The organism is Pseudomonas sp. 05N433, assembly GCF_056396925.1.
This window is the reverse complement of record NZ_JBFTML010000017.1, coordinates 52,729-71,881: the sequence shown is the minus strand read 5'-3', so window position 1 is coordinate 71,881 and position 19,153 is coordinate 52,729. Positions and strand designations below refer to the sequence as shown.

Here is a 19,153-nt window from a genome sequence, read left to right as displayed (position 1 = left end):
GGGTTAAACGCTGAGCGCAGCGCGCAATTGCGCTTCGAGTTGAACGGCGTCCAGCGCCTGACCGATCAACACCAGACGGGTGGTGCGCGCTTCCTCGGCGCCCCACTGACGGTCAAAGTGCTTGTCGAAACGCGTGCCCACGCCCTGAATCAGCAGGCGCATCGGCTTGTTCGGCACCGCCGCGAAACCCTTGACCCGCAGAATACCGTGCTGCACCACCAGTTGCGTCAGCGCGTCCATCAGCAGGCTTTCGTCGGCTTGTGGCAGCTCGATCGAGATCGAGTCGAACGCGTCATGGTCGTGATCGTGGTCGTCTTCACCTTCATGGTGATGATCGTGATGGCTGTGACGGCTGTCGATGTGTTCTTCGGAACCGGCACCGAGGCCGATCAGCACGTCCAGTGGCAAGCGACCGCTGCTGGCTTCGATGACTTTCACCGCCGGTGGCAGCTCTTCGGCGACTTCCAGGCGCACGCGGGCCAGGTCTGCGGCGCTGATCAGGTCGGCCTTGTTGAGAATCACCAGGTCGGCGCTGGCCAGTTGGTCGGCGAACAGTTCGTGCAGCGGCGATTCGTGGTCCAGGTTCGGGTCGAGTTTGCGCTGGGCGTCCACTTGATCCGGGAATGCAGCGAAAGTGCCGGCAGCGACGGCCGGGCTGTCGACCACGGTGATCACCGCGTCAACGGTGCAGGCGCTGCGGATTTCCGGCCACTGGAAGGCTTGAACCAAAGGCTTTGGCAGGGCCAGGCCCGAGGTTTCGATGAGGATGTGGTCGAGGTCGCCGCGGCGAGCAACCAACTCGCGCATCACCGGGAAGAATTCTTCCTGAACGGTGCAGCACAGGCAGCCGTTGGCCAACTCGTAGACGCGGCCGCTGGCCTCTTCTTCGGTGCAGCCGATTGAGCACTGCTTGAGGATCTCGCCGTCGATGCCCAGCTCGCCGAACTCGTTGACGATCACCGCGATGCGACGGCCCTGGGCGTTGTCGAGCATGTGCCGCAGCAAGGTGGTTTTGCCCGAACCGAGGAAGCCGGTAACGATGGTGACGGGGAGTTTGGCCAGTGTTTTCATCGGATGCCCTTTGGCAAGGTGGCGGGCATACGGGACGACAACCGGCAACGCGGGCGCGCGTGCCTGAAGAGTTCGCCACCGGATCACCCCGCCCGGTTGAAAGTGAGAATCTGTGTCGAGGCAGGTCTCCTGGCTGACGGTGCGCCGGGCGTTGGCCCGGCATTCGCTGCGCCTTCCCGCGAACCCGTTGCACAGGGTTTGCAGTGGCGTGGCAGCGAACATCACCGTTCACAGTTGCGGGGGCAGCCGCGGCATCGACCGCGTTCCCTTCTTAGCTTCGACAGACGCCGAAGAACCTCGAAAGCGCAAGGCTACGCATCGTGTGGGGGCGGGTCAATGTCTTGTCGGCGAATGCGATCACCTGTGGCGAGGGGGCTTGCCTGTGGCGAGGGAGCTTGCTCCCGTTCGGCTGCGAAGCAGTCGTGAAACCATGCACTGCAAATCTTACAGACAGACCGCATGAATCCGATGAGACCGCTATGCGCTCGAGCGGGAGCAAGCCCCCTCGCCACAGATATTGGGTGTTAGTGAGAACCCCTGCCAATTGACTCCCCGCCCTCGCCCATGCTCTCCTACACGCCTTGTTACGGGTGCCCTTCACAGGGTGAAACGGGAAACCGGTGAATCATGTGCTTTACTCTAAAGCCATGTCAGTCCGGTGCTGCCCCCGCAACGGTAAGCGAGTGAAGCGTCAGATCCACTGTGCCGGTCATATGGCATGGGAAGGTGATGCTTGCAGGTCCAGGCGCAAGCCCAGCCCCTCGCGAGCCCGGAGACCGGCCCGCAACACAAAGTGACTTTTACGTTCACTGAATAACAAACCCGCGGTGGGCGGGCGCTGTTCGAAATCTCTGCGAGCCCTTGGCGTGCGGAGATTTTCATGCGCTCTATTCACCCGCTGACAGACCAGAGGGAAGCGCCATGACGATCATCAGCAGCACCGCCAGCAACACCGACAAGAGCATCGCCAGCACCACCACGACCCTGACTCAACGCCTGACCGCCGCCGTGTGTGCGTCGATCCTTGGCGCCAGCCTTGTGTATTTCGCCGGTTTCTCGCACATCGAAGCGGTGCACAACGCCGCGCACGATACCCGTCACAGCTCCGCCTTTCCGTGCCATTGAGACCTGCTGAGATGATCAAGCGTATTGCGCAAACCGCAGGTTTCACCGGGCTGCTGGCCGCCCTGCTATTGACCCTGCTGCAAAGCTTCTGGGTCTCCCCGCTGATTTTGCAGGCCGAGACCTACGAAAAATCCGAGCCGGCTGCTGTTGAAATCCACGAGCACGCCGCGGGCGCAGTCGCTCATACCCACGATGCCGAAGCCTGGGAACCGGAAGACGGCTGGCAGCGCGTGCTGTCCACTACCGGCGGCAACCTGGTGGTAGCCGTCGGTTTCGCCCTGATGCTCGCCGGTCTTTACACCCTGCGCGCACCGACCAAAACCTCTCAGGGCCTGCTCTGGGGCCTGGCCGGTTATGCGACGTTCGTGCTGGCTCCGACTCTCGGCCTGCCGCCTGAGCTGCCGGGCACTGCCGCGGCTGATCTGGCGCAACGGCAAATCTGGTGGATCGGCACTGCCGCGTCCACGGCCGTCGGCATCGCGTTGATCGTGTTCAGCCGTCACTGGCTGATGAAAGCGCTCGGCGTGGCGATCCTGGCCGTGCCGCATGTGATTGGCGCACCACAACCGGAAGTCCATTCGATGCTGGCGCCGGAAGCCCTGGAAGCGCAATTCAAAATCGCTTCGCAGTTGACCAACGTGGCGTTCTGGCTGGCCCTGGGCCTGATCAGCGCCTGGTTGTTCCGCCGCAAAAGCGATGGCCATTACAGCGCATGACTGAAAACGGCACAGTGCCGACCCTGGTGGTCGGCCTGGGCTGCCAGCGCGGCTGCCCCGTCAGCACGCTGCGGGCGCTGCTCGATCAGGCGTTACAGGCCCATCAAATCGAGCTTCGTGAGATCAAGGCCCTGGCCAGCATCGACCTCAAGCGCGATGAACCTGGCCTGATCGAACTGGCCGAACAGCTGGCATTGCCGCTGATGTACTTCAGCAGCGAACAATTGGCGACCTATCAAGCACAACTGAGCCACCACTCGGACATCGCGTTTGAACGCACCGGTTGCTACGGCGTGGCGGAAAGCGCTGCGTTGGCCCTGGCCGAACAATTGGCCCAGGCACCGGCAAAGTTGCTGATTCCACGACAAAAATACGCCCAGGCCACCTTGGCATTGGCCAGCGCCGCGTAAAATCCCCGATAATCCCCGCCTTCGATCATGAGCATTCTTCATCTGAAGCATGCCCAGGCCCTATTTCTGACAGGAAACGACGATGACCGTCTACTTCATTGGCGCCGGCCCCGGCGACCCGGAACTGATCACCGTCAAAGGCCAGCGGCTGATTCGTAGCTGCCCGGTCATCATCTATGCCGGCTCCCTGGTCCCCGCCGCCGTGCTGGAAGGCCACCGGGCCGAACAGGTGGTCAACAGCGCCGAACTGCACCTGGAACAGATCGTCGAGCTGATCAAGACCGCCCATGCCAAGGGCCAGGACGTGGCCCGGGTGCACTCCGGCGACCCGAGTCTGTACGGCGCGATCGGCGAGCAGATTCGCTACTTGCGTGAACTCGACATCCCTTTCGAAATCATTCCAGGCGTCACCGCCACCGCCGCCTGCGCGGCCCTTTTGGGGGCCGAACTGACCCTGCCGGACGTGTCACAGAGCGTGATTCTGACCCGTTACGCCGACAAGACCGCCATGCCCGCTGGCGAAGAACTGGGCAGCCTGGCGCAACACGGGGCGACCATGGCGATCCACCTGGGGGTCAATCATCTAGAGAAGATCCTTGCCGAATTGCTGCCGCACTACGGCGCCGACTGCCCGATCGCGGTAATTCACCGGGCGACCTGGCCGGATCAGGATTGGGTGGTGGGAACGCTTGAAGACATTGCGCAGAAGGTACAAGCCAAGGGCTTTCGCCGAACGGCGCTGATTCTGGTGGGTCGAGTGCTGGGCAGCGATCACTTCAGTGAATCGTCGCTGTATCGCGCGGGGCATGCGCACCTATACAGACCCTGAAGCACTTGTGGCGAGGGAGCTTGCTCCCGCTGGACCGGGCTGGCGCCCCAAAATCAGCCAACGCATTCATCACGGGAAAATGCATCGGCTGGATTGCGACTGCTTCGCAGTCGAGCGGGAGCAAGCTCCCTCGCCACAGGTTATCGATCATCCATAAAAAAACGGTGCTCACGGGCACCGTTTTTTTATGTCGCAGCGAACACCTTAGTAGTAGGCGTTTTCTTTCTGCGTATGGTCAGTCACGTCACGTACACCCTTGAGCTCGGGAATGCGCTCGAGCAAGGTGCGCTCGATGCCTTCCTTCAGGGTGACGTCTGCCTGGCCGCAGCCCTGGCAACCGCCGCCGAACTTCAGCACGGCGATGCCGTCTTCGACCACATCGATCAGGCTGACCTGACCGCCGTGGCTGGCCAGCCCCGGGTTGATCTCGGTTTGCAGGTAGTAGTTGATGCGCTCGTTGACCGGGCTGTCGGCGTTGACCATCGGGACTTTGGCGTTTGGCGCCTTGATGGTCAGTTGGCCGCCCATGCGGTCGGTGGCGTAGTCGACTACCGCATCGTCCAGAAACGCTTCGCTGAACGAGTCGATATAGGCGGTGAAGCTTTTGAGCCCCAGCGCTGTATCTTCAGGTTTTTCTTCGCCCGGCTTGCAGTAGGCAATGCAGGTTTCGGCGTACTGGGTGCCAGGCTGGGTGATAAAGACGCGGATGCCGATACCCGGGGTGTTCTGCTTGGAGAGCAGATCGGCCAGGTAATCATGGGCGGCGTCGGTAATGGTAATAGCGGTCATGGAAACTCCTCGCAGGCTTGGACGCAGTTTACGCCAATCGACGCGCCGCACAAAGTCCTAGTATTTTTGTCGGGAACTGTGGCTCCCACACCGGGTTGCAGGCATTTCAGAGATTCTCGTAGCGATTCATGTCCAGCACGCCCTCTTCCACTGGGTCGGTGTCGTGGATGTACCGGCTCAGATCATGGAAATACTGCCAGAATTGCGGATGACTGCGACGAATGCCCCAGCGTTCGACGATTTTTTCGAAACTCGCGGCGTCTTTGGCATTTTCCATATCGTCGACAAACGCCGGCACCTGCCCGGCCGGAATGTTGAACATGAAGTTCGGGTAGCTGCTCAGAACACCCGGATAGATCGTCAACGTGTCGAGCCCCGGCTGATAACGCAGCGACTCCCCGAGCAGGAACGCCACGTTGCTGTGGGCGCGGTTACGCAGCAGGCTGTAGACCTCGCGCTTGCCGCTTGGGGTCTCGATGCGCAACATCGTGGCCTCCGGCAACTGATCGATGACTTTCAAACCGGCGGCCGGGCGCGACGTCAGGCGGCTCAAGGCTTGCTCGGCGTTCTGCAACGCCGGATCGATGTTCGGCCGCGAGCAGTAAGCGCCGTCGCAGCGGTTGATCGGATCGGGCCTGGCATTAAGTTCGCCGTAACGGGACAGCAGCTGCAAGGCGAAATCGCGTTTCGGGTCGTTTTCGTCCAGCGTCAGCGCCGTCGGCTTGTCGTTGTCGATGTCCTCGTAATCCAGCCACATCTTGAACTTGCCGCTGTTCTGGTACCAATCGTCGAGATAGCCGTCCCGTGAGCTGGCCGGCATCAGGCGCAGGAAGTTCTGCTCGGCGCCGTTGCGGATCAGGTCGAAGTACAGCCGGGTCTGGGCCTGATGGGACACGTTACCGAACACATCGAAGTTGACCGCCAACTGGTAATACGTGCGTTCCAGCAACGGGTAATCGAACAGCCACATCGTCTGCGGCACATCGCCGATCAAGCCCTTGGTCACCGAGGCGCTGTCGAAATGCCGGAAGATACTCAGCAACGCATTGTCATTACCGGCCCACAGGGTCGACCAGCTCGGCGCTGGCAAGTCGGCATAGCTGTCCCGGCGCAGGGCCTCATATTCGTTGCGTTTGTTGCGGTAGTCGTGCCACAGGCTCAGGACACTGCCGACGTCATCGTTCTGCCCCGGCATCGCCAGCAACGGCGTAGCCTTGCCACGATATTTCGGGTCGGTGATGTAAAGGTCATGTTCCGGGGCCTGGAACAGTGCCCAGAAGTTGTCGCGAATCACGTCGGTGGCGATCTGGCCCCGGCAGACCGGGCCGCGAATAAAGGTACGCACGAAGTATTCGGCGTTATCGAGCATGAACTGGTAACGCGCCTGGGCCGGGATCGCTTCGAACGTGGCAAACGGATTGGCCCGCCGCTCCGGCCCGTAGCCCGGTAACGCGTTGACCTGCCAGTTACCGTTGTAAAACAGGCTCTTGATCCGCGCCATCTTCGCCGCGCTCAGCGGGTAGGTGATGTGGGTCTTGTGCACGATCACGCCTTGCACCGGCCACAGACGGTAATAGACCTGAGTGCCCGGATCATCATTCGGACGGCGGGTGTTGATCAGGTCGATGGGCTGCCCCGTCGGCGTGCGCGAACGTACCCACTGAAAGAAATGCCCCGGCTCGCCGTCCTTGAAATAGATATGGGCCAAGAACCAGTGCTCGAACAGCCAGCGCCCGACCAGGCTCTCCCGGGCGCCCGGCGCATTCAGCAGGTTTTCCCACTGCACCACTTCCAAGGCTTCCCTGGCGCTGGGCACCAGGCCCTGCTGATCGATCGGCGCGCCGGAAGCCAGCCAGCGCTGCAGCGTCTGGTATTGCTGATCGGTCAGACCGGTGACCGCTAGCGGCATGCCCTCCTTCGGATGAGAGCTGGCGTAACCGTCGAACTCCGCCGGCATGGCGCACAGCGTTTCCCGGTTCAGGCCCAGGACGATCTCTTCCGGCAATTTGGCGTTGGGTTGTAACGGCGTTCTATGGCCTAGTTCAAGCATCCGCGCCATCAGTGCCGCCTGGCTGCCTTGGGCGTCGAGCACTGAATAGAAGCCCTTTTGCTGCCAGGCACGCTTGCCGAAGGCGTCATAAAACAACCGGGTCGGCGCGGCGGCCTTGCTCCGTTCGCCGTCATAGACCGGCGCCTTCGTCGCACCTCGGGACGCCCCTTCGCCACTGCCCAGGTTGAGCTGACAGGCGGAGTCGTAGCAGGCATGGCAGGCCACGCACTTTTCGGTGAAGATCGGTTGAATGTCGCGAACGTAGGAAATGTCCGGACCTTGCGCAGCGGCGCCCCCGCTTAAAAACAGCATCAATAGGCTGGTGACGACGCGATACGACATATCCCTGGTCCTGATCATGAGAAAACGCCGCGATTCTACCGGTCCGACCCGCGCACCAACATGAACGATATTCATGCAAAACCGGCATATGCTCCAAAAGCACACAGGTTTGTTATTATCCCGGCCCTTCGTCATGGCCTTACCGAGTAGTCCAAATGTCCGATCGCAGCGTTCGCCTTCAAGCTCTCAAGCACGCCCTCAAAGAGCGCATCCTGATTCTCGACGGCGGCATGGGGACAATGATCCAGAGCTACAAGCTCGAGGAACAGGATTACCGTGGCAAACGCTTCGCCGACTGGCCGAGCGATGTCAAAGGTAACAACGACCTGTTGGTGCTGACCCGCCCGGATGTGATCGGCTCTATTGAAAAAGCCTACCTGGATGCCGGCGCCGACATTCTGGAAACCAACACCTTCAACGCCACCCAGGTGTCCCAGGCCGACTACGGCATGCAAGGCCTGGCGTACGAACTCAACGTAGAAGGCGCACGCCTGGCGCGCAAGGTGGCGGACGCCAAGACCCTGGAAACCCCGGACAAGCCGCGTTTCGTCGCCGGGGTGCTCGGCCCTACAAGTCGTACCTGCTCGCTGTCGCCCGACGTGAACAACCCCGGCTACCGCAACGTGACCTTCGATGAACTGGTGGAGAACTACACCGAGGCCACCAAAGGCCTGATCGAAGGCGGCGCCGACCTGATCCTGATCGAAACCATTTTCGACACCCTCAACGCCAAAGCGGCGATCTTCGCCGTGCAAGGGGTTTACGAAGAGCTGGGCGTCGAGCTGCCGATCATGATTTCCGGCACCATCACCGATGCCTCTGGCCGCACCCTCTCCGGCCAGACCACCGAAGCGTTCTGGAACTCCGTGGCCCACGCCAAGCCGATTTCCGTCGGCCTGAACTGCGCCCTCGGCGCCCGTGAATTGCGCCCATACCTGGAAGAGCTGTCGAACAAGGCCAGCACCCACGTGTCGGCGCACCCGAACGCCGGCCTGCCGAACGAATTCGGCGAGTACGACGAACTGCCGGCGCAAACCGCCAAGGTCATTGAAGAGTTCGCCCAAAGTGGCTTCCTCAACATCGTCGGCGGTTGCTGCGGCACCACACCGGGCCACATCGAAGCCATCGCCAAAGCGGTCGCCGGTTACGCCCCGCGTGAAATTCCGGACATCCCCAAGGCCTGCCGCCTGTCGGGCCTGGAACCGTTCACCATCGATCGCAGTTCACTGTTCGTCAACGTCGGCGAGCGGACCAACATCACCGGTTCCGCCAAGTTCGCCCGCCTGATCCGTGAAGACAACTACACCGAGGCCCTGGAAGTCGCCCTGCAGCAGGTCGAAGCCGGCGCCCAGGTGATCGACATCAACATGGACGAAGGGATGCTCGATTCGAAGAAGGCCATGGTGACCTTCCTCAATCTGATTGCCGGCGAACCGGACATCTCCCGCGTCCCGATCATGATCGACTCCTCCAAGTGGGAAGTGATCGAAGCCGGCCTCAAGTGCATCCAGGGCAAGGGCATCGTCAACTCCATCAGCATGAAGGAAGGTGTCGAGCAGTTCATTCATCACGCCAAACTGTGCAAACGCTACGGCGCCGCGGTGGTGGTGATGGCCTTCGATGAAGCCGGCCAGGCCGACACCGAAGCGCGCAAGAAAGAAATCTGCAAACGTTCCTACGACATTCTGGTCAACGAAGTCGGCTTCCCGCCGGAAGACATCATCTTCGACCCGAACATCTTCGCCGTGGCCACCGGTATCGAAGAACACAACAACTACGCTGTGGACTTCATCAACGCCTGTGCCTACATCCGCGACGAACTGCCGTACGCCCTGAGCTCCGGCGGCGTGTCCAACGTGTCGTTCTCGTTCCGTGGCAACAACCCGGTGCGCGAGGCGATTCACTCGGTGTTCCTGCTGTATGCAATCCGCAACGGCCTGACCATGGGCATCGTCAACGCCGGCCAACTGGAGATCTACGACCAGATCCCGGTGGAGCTGCGCGACGCCGTTGAAGACGTGATCCTCAACCGTACTCCGGAAGGCACCGACGCCCTCCTCGCCATCGCCGACAAGTACAAGGGCGACGGCAGCGTCAAGGAAGCCGAGACCGAAGAGTGGCGCAACTGGGACGTCAACAAGCGTCTGGAGCATGCGCTGGTCAAGGGCATCACCACGCACATTGTTGAAGATACTGAAGAATCGCGGTTGTCGTTCGCGCGCCCGATCGAAGTCATCGAAGGCCCGTTGATGGCCGGCATGAACATCGTCGGCGACCTGTTCGGCGCCGGCAAAATGTTCCTGCCGCAAGTGGTGAAGTCCGCCCGCGTGATGAAGCAGGCCGTGGCCCACCTGATCCCGTTCATCGAACTGGAAAAAGGCGACAAGCCGGAAGCCAAGGGCAAGATCCTCATGGCCACGGTCAAGGGCGACGTGCACGACATCGGCAAGAACATTGTCGGCGTGGTGCTGGGCTGTAACGGCTACGACATCGTTGACCTCGGCGTGATGGTGCCGGCGGAGAAGATCCTGCAGGTCGCCAAAGACGAGAAATGCGACATCATCGGTCTGTCCGGCCTGATCACGCCTTCGCTGGACGAAATGGTTCACGTGGCCCGCGAAATGCAGCGTCAGGACTTCTATCTGCCGCTGATGATCGGTGGCGCGACCACCTCCAAGGCGCACACGGCGGTGAAGATCGAGCCCAAGTACAGCAACGACGCGGTGATCTACGTCACCGACGCCTCCCGCGCCGTGGGCGTGGCGACGCAGTTGCTGTCCAAGGAACTGAAAGCCGGTTTCGTCGAGAAGACCCGCCTGGAATACATCGACGTTCGCGAGCGCACCGCCAACCGCAGCGCCCGCACCGAGCGCCTGAGCTACCCGGCAGCCATCGCCAAGAAACCGCAGTTCGACTGGGCCAATTATGAGCCGGTCAAACCGACGTTCACCGGCGCCAAGGTACTGGACAACATCGACCTGAAGGTTTTGGCCGAATACATCGACTGGACACCGTTCTTCATCTCCTGGGACCTGGCCGGCAAGTTCCCGCGCATCCTGCAGGATGAAGTGGTCGGTGAAGCCGCCACCGCGCTGTACGCCGATGCCCAGGAAATGCTTGCCAAGTTGATCGACGAGAAGCTGATCAGCGCCCGTGCGGTGTTCGGTTTCTGGCCGGCCAACCAGGTGCGCGACGATGACATCGAAGTCTATGGCGACGACGGCAAGCCATTGGCCAAGCTGCATCACTTGCGCCAGCAGATCATCAAGACCGACGGTAAGCCGAACTTCTCCCTGGCCGACTTCGTCGCGCCGAAGGACAGCGGCGTGACCGACTACGTGGGTGGTTTCATCACCACCGCCGGGATTGGCGCCGAAGAAGTGGCCAAGGCCTATCAGGAAGCGGGCGACGACTACAACTCGATCATGGTCAAGGCGTTGGCCGACCGTCTGGCCGAGGCGTGCGCCGAGTGGCTGCACCAGCAAGTGCGTAAAGACTACTGGGGCTACGCCAAGGACGAGACGCTGGACAACGAGGCGCTGATCAAAGAGCAATACACCGGCATCCGCCCTGCTCCGGGCTACCCGGCGTGCCCGGATCACACCGAGAAAGCCACGCTGTTCAAGCTGCTGGACCCGGAAGCGGAAGAGCTCAAGGCCGGCCGCAGCGGCGTATTCCTCACCGAGCACTACGCGATGTTCCCGGCGGCGGCGGTCAGCGGCTGGTACTTCGCTCACCCACAGGCGCAGTATTTCGCCGTGGCCCGTTGGACTGCGTAGCAGTCCCATTTTTTGGGGCCGCTTCGCGACCCAACGGGAGCAAGCTCCCTCGCCACAACGGCTCCCACAGAGTTCGAGTCTGTTGTCTATGCTTGCCTCATACACATTCGTGACGGGGGATTTATGGACGATCCAGTCGACAACAATAATCACAACAAGCCGCCGACCTTCTGGCAGATGCTGCACAGCGTCATGGCGGCGGCGTTCGGGGTGCAGAGCGGGAAAAACCGGGCCCGGGACTTCACCCATGGCAAGCCCAGTCATTTTGTGATTCTGGGGATTCTGTTCACGGTGGTGTTCGCCCTGACGCTGTTCGGCATCGTCAAACTGGTGTTGCACCTGGCCGGAATCTGAGCCGGCTCAATGCATCAGGGTTTGCAGGCTGAACGGGTAGCGGTACGACGTCGGCCGCCCCTTGGCCGAGAGCTTTTGAAAATCCACGTCGTAATCCTGAGTGGCGCTCAAGCCCAGCAGTCGCCGGGCTTGCGCGTGGTCGATCAACTGCAATAAGGGGATCTGTCGGTCGCGCCCGCCGTACTGGCTGACATCCACCCCCTGATCGTAGTCATGCAACTGCACAAGAGCCCAGCCGCCCAGAGTGAAGTGCCCGCCCAACAACACGCTTAGCCGCCCTTCCAACAGCGCCTGCAACGCGGCCGGTGAATTGTTGATGGCACTGAACAGCACACCCTTGCCCGGCTGGCCTCCCGTTTCGGCGTATGCCTGCATGGCACCGAACGCCATTTCATCGTTGGCCGACCAGACCAGCGATGTTTGCGGGTAACGCTTGAACAATAACCTGGCCTGTTCATAGGCGCGCTCGCGGGTCCAGCCGCCGTACACCAACTGGCGCAACCGCACTTCGGGGTGTTCGGCCAATGCCCGCATCATGCCCTGCTCACGCTCTTGCGCGGCCGGCGTGATTTTCAGGCCGGAAAAGGCCACCAGTTCAATGACCTCACCGGGTGCTACCGGGCCATGCAGGCGAATCAGTTCCTTGAGCATCAGGTAGCCGCCCTCCTCATTGTTGGGCACCAGGCTACCCAGCCAGTCGGGATACTTGTCCGGCTGGGCGCCGAGCAGACGCATCTGGTCGGCGGTCAGGCCGTTGTTGACCAAAAACAGCTTCACACCGCTGCCTTGAGCCAGGCGCAGGATTTCGGGGGCGACATACAGTTCGTTGGAGAACACCAGATAGTCCGGCCGACTCGGCCCTTGCAGCGCTTCGCGGGCCTGTTTGAGTGTGGTCTCGGCGTTTCGCTCGGCATACTGGATTTGCAAATCCATGCCCAGGTTCTTGGCCGCGGTCTGCATGAACTGCGAGTAACTGACCCAGAACGTCTCTTGGCTGGTCCCGGGATTGAGGAACAATACGGACGCCGCCTGGGCACACGGCCCCAGGACCACGCCAAGCGCCAGCACTACACCATAGAAGAACTTCAACATTGATCGTCCGAGCCCCCGAAAATCCGCCGCGCATTATAGCCAGCGAAGTCCCTGGAAACGGCGCATATTCCGGCTTTTTGTCCGACAATCGTCGGCGCCGGGCCCGGACGGGGTCGTTTATTGATGGCTGACCCAGAATACCGCCGTACCCACGACCAGGATGATCAGGAACAGAATCGCCCAGGCATCGACCGTGCTATCGCTTTTCCTTGCTTTGGTTGGGTTGCTCATTGCATCGCCTCTTGTCGGTTTTATCGGTGATTGCATAAAGACTCGAGCACAGTTAAGACGATGATTGCCCGCACGACAAATGAGGGTTTTATCACAACGACTTTCATTAGTCGTTTTGGTTCTTTGCATATACTCAAACATCACTTTTGCGCATAACTGCAAACTGGTATCTTGCGTCGGCTCCGTTGGGAGTGCGCGGCCGTGCGCGCAGAATTGCCGAGGCAGAATCGGATGAAAGCTTGCGAAAACGCAGCTGTATCCGACCGGCCCAAGCCTGAGAACAGGACTTATATGTACGTATACGACGAGTACGATCAGCGGATCATCGAGGACCGCGTCAAGCAGTTCCGTGATCAGACCCGACGCTATCTGGCAGGCGAGCTGAGCGAAGAAGAATTCCGCCCCCTGCGCCTGCAAAATGGCCTTTATATCCAGCGCTTTGCCCCGATGCTGCGGGTGGCGGTGCCTTACGGCCAACTCACTTCGCGCCAGACGCGAATGATGGCCAAGATTGCCCGCGACTATGACAAGGGCTACGCCCACATCAGTACCCGGCAGAACGTGCAGTTCAACTGGCCGGCCGTGGAAGACATCCCGGACATCCTGGCTGAGCTGGCGACCGTGCAGATGCACGCGATCCAGACCAGCGGCAACTGCCTGCGCAACGTCACCACCGACCAGTTCGCCGGTGTCGCCGCCGACGAGTTGATCGACCCGCGGCCATGGTGCGAAATCGTCCGTCAGTGGACCACGTTCCACCCGGAATTCGCTTACCTGCCGCGTAAATTCAAAATTGCCATCAACGGTTCGACGTCCGACCGTGCGGCCATCGAAGTCCATGACATCGGCCTCGAGCCGGTGCACAACGCCGCGGGCGAACTGGGCTTCCGTGTGCTGGTCGGTGGCGGCCTGGGCCGTACTCCGGTGGTGGGCGCGTTCATCAACGAATTCCTGCCGTGGCAGGACCTGTTGAGCTACCTCGACGCCATTCTGCGGGTCTACAACCGCTACGGCCGTCGCGACAACAAGTACAAGGCGCGGATCAAGATTCTGGTCAAGGCCCTGACGCCTGAAGTGTTCGCGCAGAAAGTCGATGCGGAAATGGAACACCTTCGCGGTGGCCAGACCACGCTGACCGAGGCCGAAGTGCATCGCGTGGCCAAGCACTTTGTCGATCCGGACTACAAGTCCCTGGACAATCAGACGGCCGAACTGGCCGACCTCGACAAACAACACCCGGGCTTCGCCCGCTGGCGTGCCCGCAACACCCTGGCCCACAAAAAGCCGGGTTACGTCGCCGTGACGCTGTCCCTGAAACCGACCGGCGTTGCACCGGGCGACATCACCGACAAGCAGCTCGATGCCGTTGCCGACCTCGCCGACCGTTACAGCTTTGGTCAGCTGCGCACCTCCCACGAGCAGAACATCATTCTGGCCGATGTCGAGCAGAGCCAGTTGTTCGCCATGTGGGGCGAGTTGCGCGAGCAAGGTTTCGCCACGCCGAACATCGGCTTGCTGACTGACATCATCTGCTGCCCTGGCGGCGACTTCTGTTCCCTGGCCAACGCCAAGTCGATCCCGATCGCCGAATCGATCCAGCGCCGTTTCGACGACCTGGACTACCTGTTCGACATTGGCGAGCTGGACCTGAACATCTCCGGCTGCATGAACGCCTGTGGTCACCACCACGTCGGCCACATCGGTATTCTCGGAGTGGACAAGAAAGGCGAAGAGTTCTATCAGGTGTCCCTGGGTGGCAGCGCCAGCCGCGATGCGAGCCTGGGCAAGATCCTCGGCCCTTCCTTCGCCCAGGAAGCCATGCCTGATGTGATCGAGAAGCTGATCGACGTGTACATCGAACAACGTACCGAAGACGAGCGCTTCATCGACACTTATCAGCGTATCGGCATCGACCTCTTCAAGGAGCGCGTCTATGCAGCGAATAATTAAGAACAACGAAGTCGTCGACGAAACCTGGCACTTGCTGCCGAAAGATTTCAACATCGACGAGATCAGCAACTGCGACGACCTGATCGTCCCGTTGCACATGTGGCGCGAACACAGCCGCATGCTCATGGCCCGCGATGGCGGCCTGGGTGTATGGCTGGATGCCGATGAAGAAGCTGAAGAAATCGGTGATGACGTGGCGAACTTCCAGGTCATCGCCCTGAACTTCCCGGCCTTCACCGATGGTCGCAATTACTCCAACGCCCGTCTGCTGCGTGACCGCTATGGTTTCAAAGGCGAACTGCGGGCAATCGGCGATGTGCTGCGCGACCAGTTGTTCTACATGCACCGCTGCGGTTTCGATGCGTTTGCCATTCGCGCCGATAAAGACCCCTACGAAGCCCTTGAAGGCCTCAAGGACTTCTCGGTGACCTATCAGGCCGCCACCGACGAACCGCTGCCGCTGTTCCGTCGCCGTTGATCGTCACACCTTGAACCCCCTTGCGGGGTTCAAGGTTTTTCCCTTACTGCGTGCCTATCGGAAACGGTCGCCCCATGGCCTCCCAGTTCCGATAAAACCGGGCACGATCCTCAAGTGCCGTGAACAGCGCAAACGGGTTTTCAGGATCGACCTCGGCCGATTCAATATCCTGGACCAGTCTTTCCCAAAGCGCTTGCGAAGCATCGGCTTCACCGAGCAGTCGCCACACCCTCGCCTGAAGCGGCAGATAATCGACCCGGAAGTCCGCCGTCAGGCTCAGTCCATCCATTACCCTCAAGAACCGGGCGCCAAGGGGCCTGGCTGCCAGCCTCTGCCAGATCAATCGTCGCGTCGCTTGCAACTCCCCATCGCCTTCGCGCAACCACTCGATGACATTCCCGTAATTAACCCCGGGATCACTTAACCACAGGTTGATACCCGTTCGCCGCCGATGATCGACAATGCGCAACAAGGTGTCCTCATCCGTCAATGGATTGCCCTGCAGCAGCACACGGTCCCTCGAGATAGCCTGGTTCAGTACTGCTGGCGGCACTCGGGTTATCTGGTTATTACGCAGGTCCAATGACGTCAGATAGGGCTGCTCCATGATTCCGACTGGGCAACCAGTGATCCCGGTGTTGCTCAGGTTCAGCCAGCGCAAGTCGTTCATTCCGAGCACCAAAGGCGGGACGCCCAGCGGGTTGTTGCTCAGGTCCAGCGTCTGCAAGTGTGTCAACCCGGTCAATTGAGAGGCGGCGCGCTCATTGAACGTCAGATTCGTCGACCTCAGATTCAGCGAAGAGAGACGCGCCATCTGGTTGATCGAAGGAGGCAGTGCACACTCCGCAAGGCCGCCATGGTTGAAGTGACTCAGGTCGACATTTTCCAGGTTCAGCACTTCAAGATTTGGAAAACACTCGAGAAATCCGTTCAGACTTTCTTCTTCAGTCAGGTGAAAGCCGCGCATCGATAACTCGAGAATATTATTGAACCGGACATTCAACGTGGGTAACCGGTGATAATTCTCGAAGTCGAGATCCAGCCTGACGCCGCGTATCTGATCAGCAGGCAGTAACGGATCCTGCGGCGCCCTGCGTCGTTGCCAGATGGAGACCAGCTCCTCGGCCAACTCATTTCGAATCGCTCGCTCCTGTTGCATTTCGGTCTGCACCAACTGAACGTTATAGGCCTCGATTTGTGCAGCGCTCAATCCCGCTGCTTCGGGATCATTCGGGGCCAGGAAATCGATAGCCATGTCATGAATGTCATCCGCCACCTGATCTACCCAGGCGGTCAGGTCGATGTCGAGTTGCTGCAGCTGTTGCTTCAACCACTCAATGTGCGCCTGCGCGTTTACACCTTCGCGTTGAAGAACCGCATCTGCCTGGGCATCGGTGAAGTCTGGATAGACCTCTTTGAGTTGCAGCCTCATCATCTGGTGCGTCAGCGCCTCGGCCTGGGGCGTTCCCGGAAAACCGCCGCCGCTGAGCCCGTGGGCATCGAACGGCAACCCACCGTCCATTCTTCGCAGCCCGAGTATCACCTGTGATCGGGGCAACGCCTGGTCGCTGATGGCGAGTCGTAGTTCGTCGACTGAACCAGGCGACGTCAGGAGCAGCGCTGAACGGTCGTCGTCCGTCAACACACCGAGAAGCGCCGTATAAAAGTCTGTTGGCGAGGCCTGATGCAGATAGTGCTGTCCGACTCTGACCAAGCGCCGGACCTCCGTGGCATCCTGCGCGCCGATGCGGTCCAGCACTCGCCCCGCGACGGATTGATCAAGGACATCGATCCGCAGGTTCCGCGGCCAGCCCGGCAGGTTTTGCAGCGAGTGCAAGGCCAGGATGTCCGAGTCCGGGCTCGCCACCGAACGCAGATAAAGTCCTTCATAAGCGCGATTGAGCCGCACATGCTGCTGGTACTGCCGCGCCTTGCTGTCCAGACGCGTGAACACTTGCCTGACCTCGGTCACATCGGGGGCTTGCTGGATATCCACGCCATAGCGGTCGAGCATTTGTTCGATGGCACCTTTGGGCAGCATCGGGTATTGCTGCTGAAACAGCCGCACCCACTCATGTTCCGACTGTTGAAGTGCGGCGTAACGCCTGTTGAATTGCTCAGGCGTGCCGGCTGCCCCCAGATCCTGATCGATCTTGAAGCGACTGATCGTATCCGTCAGTAAAGGCGTTGGTGGACGCCCCGTTTGCATCAGTCGCAGCATGTCATCGTCAATCACACTGACCTTGCCGATCTGTGCCAGGACTTCATCGCTGAAAGACGCCACAGTCGGGCCGATTCCGCGGATCAGCTCCACGCGGGAGGACAGCACGGAAACCGGTGGCTCGGGCGTCGGGGCAACGGCGATTTGCGAAGACGGACGTACTGACTCGACGGCCGCTTCATCCTTCAGCGCCGCCTGTGCGCCGATCGGCAGCGCATTAAGCAAACCGAACACGGTGCGCGACACGCCCTCCGACCGTTCACGTGGTGTTTCACCGTTTACTGCCTGATCAAGACCGTAACCGGCGTCAATAAGCCCGGCCAGCGCCAATATGCCTTCGCCTCCCGGGACGAACAACGCCAATGGCCCGAACCGGTTGATCCATTGCACCACCGGTTCGACCACCGCACTTAAATTGTCACGATTGACCTGTGCATCGGTACGAATGCTTTCGATACTGGCGTGGGCGGCCTGCTTCATCGTCAGCACCAGTTGTGCAAACGGATCGGTCGCCGATGGCGGATTGTCGTAGCCAATGTAATCGGCGGGGTCCCAATAGCCGTCGTTATTGAAAAAACCGGCATTGTTGGTCAGCCGATGCATCGCGGGGTACTGCGCCATGCCGTCCAATGCCGTCAGCACCCCCGCATGAAACGTACCGTCCTCTCGATCATCTTCGGCAAAATGGGCGGCCAATGCCTGTTTTGTCTCGCTGAGCTTGCCCTGCGCGACGACCCATTGGTGCAGTTGAGTGGCATCGGTGAATTCGTGCAGCGGGGAAGAGTTGCCAGGGATGTACAACAGCACTCGGGGACTGGCAGTGTCACGGAACGCCCAGATATCTGTTGCGGTGTAACGGTATAGCTTCAAACGGCCGGCCCTGACGGACAAAGGGGTGCGCGTCGCCGCTTGCAGTTGTTCGATGGTCAGCGTTTCCCATGCCTGACCGGGCGGCAAGCCAGCCGCCTCCATCGCGAGCTCAAGTCCTTTTTTCGACAGGCAGCGCTCCTTGAACTGCAACCAGGCCGTCATCACAAACGCTGCCTTGACCGATGTCCTCAAGGCGTACGGGCCGGACGCAGCGAGCACCTCGTCAGCGGGCCAGACCTTTTCAAGATAGGTCTCGTACACGTGCTTGAAGTCCAGCTCCCAGACCCATTTCTTGAAATCGGCCGGCCTCAGCTTCAGTTGTGAGGCGGGACCGTAAGTCTGCGGCGTCGTTTGCCGATAGATGCCTTCATAGGTGTCGTGATTGCCGCTGCCGTAATCAGCGAACTCATCGACATGCTCGACAATCCGCACCCTCGGGCCGACGTCCGGCGGTGTGTACAGACCAAAGGCGGTTTCAGCAAAACGGCCGTCCCCAACCGTCTGGTAATTTGAAAGCAGCGCTTGCAACAGCGACCGCGAGTTCGCCACCTGGCCCTGCTGGAAACCGTTCTCTTCAGGGTGGCCCTTGTAGTGGTAATCGAGGGTGACCATCAAGGTCGTCTGCGGGTCGATGTCCTGCCCCCATTTTTCCTTGATCAGGTGTGCGCCCAACTGGCCGGGGGTTTGGGGGAGAGCGATGTCCAGTGCAGCTTTCAGTTCGTCGCGCATTCGCAACGATGGGGCTGGATGAGGTGCGGCAACGTGGTGAAGGAGCTCATTCATGGTGCAATCCATTGCAGTCAATTCAGGCCAGTCACCCTACCCCACCTGACTCCACACGAAAGC

12 protein-coding genes, 1 pseudogene and 2 riboswitches are annotated in these 19,153 nt (G+C 60.4%); of the genes and pseudogenes, 8 read left to right on the top strand and 5 right to left on the bottom strand.

The window, feature by feature from the left end:
- Positions 1 to 3: 3 nt before the first annotated feature.
- Positions 4 to 1,071 carry a cobalamin biosynthesis protein CobW gene (gene cobW, locus AC1DIS_RS11720; protein ID WP_026286539.1) on the bottom strand — a complete coding sequence of 356 codons (1,068 nt, stop codon included), beginning with the start codon at positions 1,069 to 1,071 and terminating at the stop codon, positions 4 to 6.
- A 102-nt stretch (positions 1,072 to 1,173) separates the two neighbouring features.
- Positions 1,174 to 1,386, bottom strand: a riboswitch (cobalamin riboswitch).
- A 256-nt stretch (positions 1,387 to 1,642) separates the two neighbouring features.
- Positions 1,643 to 1,870: riboswitch (cobalamin riboswitch) on the top strand.
- A gap of 122 nt (positions 1,871 to 1,992) precedes the next feature.
- Here cobW and AC1DIS_RS11715 point away from each other — a divergent pair.
- From AC1DIS_RS11715 to cobM, 4 genes are all read left to right on the top strand, one after another.
- Positions 1,993 to 2,196 carry a CbtB domain-containing protein gene (locus tag AC1DIS_RS11715; RefSeq protein ID WP_018927647.1) on the top strand — a complete coding sequence of 68 codons (204 nt, stop codon included), beginning with the start codon at positions 1,993 to 1,995 and terminating at the stop codon, positions 2,194 to 2,196.
- A gap of 11 nt (positions 2,197 to 2,207) precedes the next feature.
- Positions 2,208 to 2,912: a CbtA family protein gene (locus AC1DIS_RS11710; RefSeq protein WP_018927646.1), complete on the top strand. Its 705-nt coding sequence runs from the start codon at positions 2,208 to 2,210 to the stop codon at positions 2,910 to 2,912.
- Positions 2,909 to 3,322, top strand: coding sequence for a cobalamin biosynthesis protein (locus AC1DIS_RS11705; RefSeq protein WP_064617086.1), 414 nt, complete (start codon positions 2,909 to 2,911; stop codon positions 3,320 to 3,322). The genes AC1DIS_RS11710 and AC1DIS_RS11705 overlap by 4 nt, the downstream gene beginning before the upstream one ends.
- Positions 3,323 to 3,404: 82 nt before the next feature.
- Positions 3,405 to 4,151: a precorrin-4 C(11)-methyltransferase gene (cobM, locus tag AC1DIS_RS11700; protein ID WP_477743949.1), complete on the top strand. Its 747-nt coding sequence runs from the start codon at positions 3,405 to 3,407 to the stop codon at positions 4,149 to 4,151.
- A gap of 204 nt (positions 4,152 to 4,355) precedes the next feature.
- Here the strand turns inward: cobM and nfuA are convergent, their stop codons facing one another.
- Positions 4,356 to 4,940, bottom strand: a complete 585-nt coding sequence (gene nfuA, locus AC1DIS_RS11695) for a Fe-S biogenesis protein NfuA (protein WP_007946504.1) — start codon at positions 4,938 to 4,940, stop codon at positions 4,356 to 4,358.
- Between the two features lie 106 nt (positions 4,941 to 5,046).
- Positions 5,047 to 7,332, bottom strand: coding sequence for a fatty acid cis/trans isomerase (locus tag AC1DIS_RS11690; protein WP_477743948.1), 2,286 nt, complete (start codon positions 7,330 to 7,332; stop codon positions 5,047 to 5,049).
- 155 nt (positions 7,333 to 7,487) lie between these two features.
- On the opposite strand from AC1DIS_RS11690, the pseudogene metH reads away from it, so the two are divergent.
- Positions 7,488 to 11,099 (top strand): annotated as a pseudogene (gene metH / locus AC1DIS_RS11685) (methionine synthase); the annotation flags it as partial.
- Positions 11,100 to 11,234: 135 nt separating this feature from the next.
- Positions 11,235 to 11,465, top strand: a complete 231-nt coding sequence (locus AC1DIS_RS11680; protein WP_018927642.1) for a DUF2970 domain-containing protein — start codon at positions 11,235 to 11,237, stop codon at positions 11,463 to 11,465.
- Between the two features lie 6 nt (positions 11,466 to 11,471).
- Here AC1DIS_RS11680 and AC1DIS_RS11675 read toward each other — a convergent pair whose 3' ends face one another.
- Positions 11,472 to 12,557 (bottom strand): ABC transporter substrate-binding protein, encoded by a 1,086-nt coding sequence (locus AC1DIS_RS11675; protein ID WP_457327492.1) that lies wholly within the window; start codon positions 12,555 to 12,557, stop codon positions 11,472 to 11,474.
- A 522-nt stretch (positions 12,558 to 13,079) separates the two neighbouring features.
- On the opposite strand from AC1DIS_RS11675, the gene AC1DIS_RS11670 reads away from it, so the two are divergent.
- The gene (locus AC1DIS_RS11670; protein WP_258613836.1) at positions 13,080 to 14,738 is read left to right on the top strand and encodes a nitrite/sulfite reductase; all 1,659 of its coding nucleotides are present in this window, start codon (positions 13,080 to 13,082) and stop codon (positions 14,736 to 14,738) included.
- On the top strand, positions 14,722 to 15,216 hold the full coding sequence (locus AC1DIS_RS11665; protein ID WP_018927639.1) for a DUF934 domain-containing protein: 495 nt from the start codon (positions 14,722 to 14,724) through the stop codon (positions 15,214 to 15,216). Before AC1DIS_RS11670 ends, AC1DIS_RS11665 begins: the two co-directional genes overlap by 17 nt.
- A 43-nt stretch (positions 15,217 to 15,259) precedes the next feature.
- Here AC1DIS_RS11665 and AC1DIS_RS11660 read toward each other — a convergent pair whose 3' ends face one another.
- Positions 15,260 to 19,090 carry a leucine-rich repeat domain-containing protein gene (locus tag AC1DIS_RS11660; protein WP_477743947.1) on the bottom strand — a complete coding sequence of 1,277 codons (3,831 nt, stop codon included), beginning with the start codon at positions 19,088 to 19,090 and terminating at the stop codon, positions 15,260 to 15,262.
- Positions 19,091 to 19,153 lie beyond the last annotated feature (63 nt).

What these genes read in the sequence shown, in the direction of transcription:
- AC1DIS_RS11680 (WP_018927642.1), top strand. Translation starts at nt 11,235, where the DNA reads ATGGACGATCCAGTCGACAACAATAATCACAACAAGCCGCCGACCTTC.
- cobW (WP_026286539.1), bottom strand. Translation starts at nt 1,071, where the DNA reads ATGAAAACACTGGCCAAACTCCCCGTCACCATCGTTACCGGCTTCCTC.
- nfuA (WP_007946504.1), bottom strand. Translation starts at nt 4,940, where the DNA reads ATGACCGCTATTACCATTACCGACGCCGCCCATGATTACCTGGCCGAT.
- AC1DIS_RS11670 (WP_258613836.1), top strand. Translation starts at nt 13,080, where the DNA reads ATGTACGTATACGACGAGTACGATCAGCGGATCATCGAGGACCGCGTC.
- AC1DIS_RS11705 (WP_064617086.1), top strand. Translation starts at nt 2,909, where the DNA reads ATGACTGAAAACGGCACAGTGCCGACCCTGGTGGTCGGCCTGGGCTGC.
- AC1DIS_RS11665 (WP_018927639.1), top strand. Translation starts at nt 14,722, where the DNA reads ATGCAGCGAATAATTAAGAACAACGAAGTCGTCGACGAAACCTGGCAC.
- AC1DIS_RS11715 (WP_018927647.1), top strand. Translation starts at nt 1,993, where the DNA reads ATGACGATCATCAGCAGCACCGCCAGCAACACCGACAAGAGCATCGCC.
- AC1DIS_RS11660 (WP_477743947.1), bottom strand. Translation starts at nt 19,090, where the DNA reads ATGAATGAGCTCCTTCACCACGTTGCCGCACCTCATCCAGCCCCATCG.
- cobM (WP_477743949.1), top strand. Translation starts at nt 3,405, where the DNA reads ATGACCGTCTACTTCATTGGCGCCGGCCCCGGCGACCCGGAACTGATC.
- AC1DIS_RS11675 (WP_457327492.1), bottom strand. Translation starts at nt 12,557, where the DNA reads ATGTTGAAGTTCTTCTATGGTGTAGTGCTGGCGCTTGGCGTGGTCCTG.
- AC1DIS_RS11710 (WP_018927646.1), top strand. Translation starts at nt 2,208, where the DNA reads ATGATCAAGCGTATTGCGCAAACCGCAGGTTTCACCGGGCTGCTGGCC.
- AC1DIS_RS11690 (WP_477743948.1), bottom strand. Translation starts at nt 7,332, where the DNA reads ATGTCGTATCGCGTCGTCACCAGCCTATTGATGCTGTTTTTAAGCGGG.